Below are 3,276 nucleotides of genomic sequence, written 5' to 3'. Positions count from 1 at the left end.
TCACACCGCGCGGCGGACCATCAGCTCCTTGATCTTGCCGATGGCCTTGGTCGGGTTCAGACCCTTCGGGCACACGTCGACGCAGTTCATGATGCTGTGGCAGCGGAACAGGCGGTACGGGTCGTTCAGGTTGTCCAGGCGCTCATTGGTGGCCTGGTCGCGGCTGTCCGCAATGAAGCGGTAAGCCTGCAGCAGGCCGGCCGGGCCGACGAACTTGTCCGGGTTCCACCAGAACGACGGGCACGACGTCGAGCAGCTGGCGCAGAGAATGCACTCGTACAGGCCATCGAGCTCGTCGCGCTCTTCCGGCGACTGCAGGCGCTCTTTCTCGGGCGGCGGCTCGTCGTTGATCAGGAACGGCTTGATCGAGTTGTACTGCTTGAAGAAGTTCGTCATGTCGACGATCAGGTCGCGCACTACCGGCAGGCCGGGCAGCGGACGCAGCACGATGCGGTCCGGCAGCTCGCGCATGTTGGTCAGGCAGGCCAGGCCGTTCTTGCCGTTGATGTTCATCGCGTCCGAGCCGCACACGCCTTCGCGGCACGAACGGCGGAACGAGATGGTCTCGTCCAGCTTCTTCAGCTTCACCAGCGCGTCCAGCAGCATGCGCTCGTGGCCGTCGAGCTCGACCTCGTAGGTCTGCATGCGCGGCGCCGCATCCTTGTCCGGATCGTAGCGGTAGACTTCGAAAATACGCTTCATTTCTGTGGGTCCTGTTTTCTCTACGATGCGGTGCTCAGAAGGTACGGGCCTTCGGCGGCACGCTTTCAGCCGTCAGCGGCTGCATCTTCACCGGCTTGTAGTCGAGGCGGTTGCCTTCGCTGTAGAACAGCGTGTGCTTGAGCCAGTTCTCGTCGTCGCGGTTGGGGAAGTCGCTGTGCGCGTGGGCGCCGCGCGATTCCTTGCGGGCCGCCGCCGAGATCATGGTGGCCTTGGCCACTTCCACCAGGTTGGCCACTTCCAGGGCTTCCACCAGCGCGGTGTTGAAGACCTTGGACTTGTCCTTCAGGTGGATGTTGTCGGCGCGCTCGGACACTTCCAGGATGCGCTCGACGCCTTCGTCCATCAGCTTCTGCGTACGGAACACGCCGGCATGCGACTGCATGTTGCGGCGGATGTCGTTGGCCACGTCCTGGGTGTACTCACCCGACGACGAGTTCTGCAGCTTGGCCAGGCGCGACAGCGCGCGGTCGGCGGCGTCGGCCGGCAGCGGCTTGTGTTCCTTCTGCTTCAGGTTCTGCGCGACGATGTGGTTGCCGGCGGCACGGCCGAACACCACCAGATCCAGCAGCGAGTTGGTGCCCAGGCGGTTGGCGCCGTGCACCGACACGCACGAGCATTCGCCGATCGCGTAGAAACCGTTCACGATTTCGTTCGGGTTGCCGTTCTTCGGCACCACGACCTGGCCGTGATAGTTGGTCGGGATGCCGCCCATCTGGTAGTGGATGGTCGGGACCACCGGAATCGGTTCCTTGATCGCGTCGACGTTGGCGAACTTCATGCCGATCTCGCGGATCGACGGCAGGCGCTTCATGATGGTCTCGGCACCGACGTGGGTCAGGTCGAGCAGCACATAGTCGCCGTTCGGGCCGCAGCCGCGGCCTTCCTTGATCTCCTGGTCCATCGAGCGCGAGACGAAGTCACGCGGCGCCAGGTCCTTCAGCGTCGGGGCATAGCGCTCCATGAAGCGCTCGCCGTCCTTGTTGCGCAGGATGCCGCCTTCGCCGCGCACGCCTTCGGTGATCAGCACGCCGGCGCCGGCCACGCCGGTCGGGTGGAACTGCCAGAACTCCATGTCTTCCAGCGGCACGCCTGCGCGCGCGGCCATGCCCAGGCCGTCACCCGTGTTGATGAAGGCGTTGGTGGACGCGGCGTAGATGCGGCCGGCACCACCGGTCGCGAACAGCGTGGTCTTGGCCTCGAGGATGTAGACCTCGCCGGTTTCCATTTCCAGCGCGGTCACGCCCAGCACGTCGCCATCCTGGTCGCGGATCAGGTCCAGCGCCATCCATTCGACGAAGAAGTGGGTCTTGGCGCGCACGTTGCGCTGATACAGCGTGTGCAGCAGCGCGTGGCCGGTACGGTCGGCCGCGGCGCAGGCGCGCTGCACCGGCTTTTCACCGTAGTTGGCGGTGTGGCCGCCGAACGGGCGCTGGTAGATGGTGCCGTCGGGGTTGCGGTCGAACGGCATGCCGAAGTGCTCGAGCTCGTACACGACCTTCGGCGCTTCCCGGCACATGAACTCGATGGCGTCCTGGTCGCCCAGCCAGTCCGAGCCCTTGATGGTGTCGTAGAAGTGGTAGTGCCAGTTGTCCTCGCTCATGTTGCCGAGCGAGGCACCGATGCCGCCCTGCGCCGCCACGGTGTGCGAGCGGGTCGGGAACACCTTGGACAGCACGGCCACGTTCAGGCCGGCTTCCGCGAGCTGGAGGGATGCGCGCATCCCGGCGCCGCCAGCACCGACGATGACCACGTCAAAGCGGCGACGCGGCAATCCAGTCTTGACTGCGACCATTTATTACACCCTCCAGAGAATCTGAGCAGCGTAGCCCGCGCAACCGACGAGCCACAGAATCGTAAGAACTTGCAGCACGAGGCGCACCGCCATCGGCTTCACATAGTCCATCCAGATGTCGCGCACGCCGATCCAGGCGTGATACAGCAGCGACAGGATGGTCAGGAACGTGATGATCTTCATCCACTGATTGGCGAAGAGCCCTGCCCACGCTTCGTACGAAGCGCCGTTCGACAGCAGGAAGGCAATGGCCAGGATCACGGTGAACACCACCATGATCACGGCCGTGACGCGTTGCGCGAGCCAGTCTTTCAGGCCGTAGTGGGCACCGACGACCAGACGCTTGGGACCGATATTGTTATTTGCCACCGTGATTCTCCTCAGAACAGGCCGAACAGCTTCAGGCCGAAAATCAGGGTAAGCAGCAGGCTGACAACCAGCACGCTGATGGCAGACTTGGCCGAAGCGGGCTTGGAGACACCGACGTGCACGTCCAGCAGCAGGAAGCGGATACCAGCGCAGAAATGATGCAGATAACCCCAGATCAGGGCCAGAACAACCAGCTTGACAAAGCCGCCGGACAACAGGGCCGAGAACTTTGCGAAGCTCAGTTCGGAGGTGATGCTCTGCTCAAACAGATACAGGACGAAGGGAAGGAGGAGAAACATCAAGGCACCGCTCACGCGATGCAGGATGGATACCTTGCCGGCCCAGGGCAACCGGTATTTCGCGATCTGCGAGATACCGATATTCCGGAACTC

General features: G+C 63.4%; 4 protein-coding genes. All 4 read right to left on the bottom strand.

Translation table 11 applies throughout. From position 1 onward, the window contains the following. Entirely contained in the window at nt 1-702 is a 702-nt protein-coding gene (locus J8I34_RS33530) for a succinate dehydrogenase iron-sulfur subunit (protein ID WP_010814619.1), read from the bottom strand. A gap of 34 nt (nt 703-736) precedes the next feature. Then, nucleotides 737-2,515 (bottom strand): succinate dehydrogenase flavoprotein subunit, encoded by a 1,779-nt coding sequence (sdhA, locus tag J8I34_RS33525; protein ID WP_209778322.1) that lies wholly within the window; start codon nt 2,513-2,515, stop codon nt 737-739. 3 nt (nt 2,516-2,518) lie between these two features. Further along, complete coding sequence (gene sdhD / locus J8I34_RS33520; protein ID WP_029049202.1) at nt 2,519-2,884, bottom strand: succinate dehydrogenase, hydrophobic membrane anchor protein; 366 nt, start codon at nt 2,882-2,884, stop codon at nt 2,519-2,521. Between the two features lie 11 nt (nt 2,885-2,895). Beyond that, nucleotides 2,896-3,276, bottom strand: a 381-nt coding sequence (gene sdhC, locus J8I34_RS33515; protein ID WP_209765617.1) for a succinate dehydrogenase, cytochrome b556 subunit, incomplete at its 5' end; no start/stop codon positions are given.

Source organism: Cupriavidus phytohabitans, from assembly GCF_017815025.1.
Taxonomy (GTDB): Bacteria; Pseudomonadota; Gammaproteobacteria; order Burkholderiales; family Burkholderiaceae; genus Cupriavidus.
This window is presented reverse-complemented; position numbering and strand designations above follow the sequence as displayed.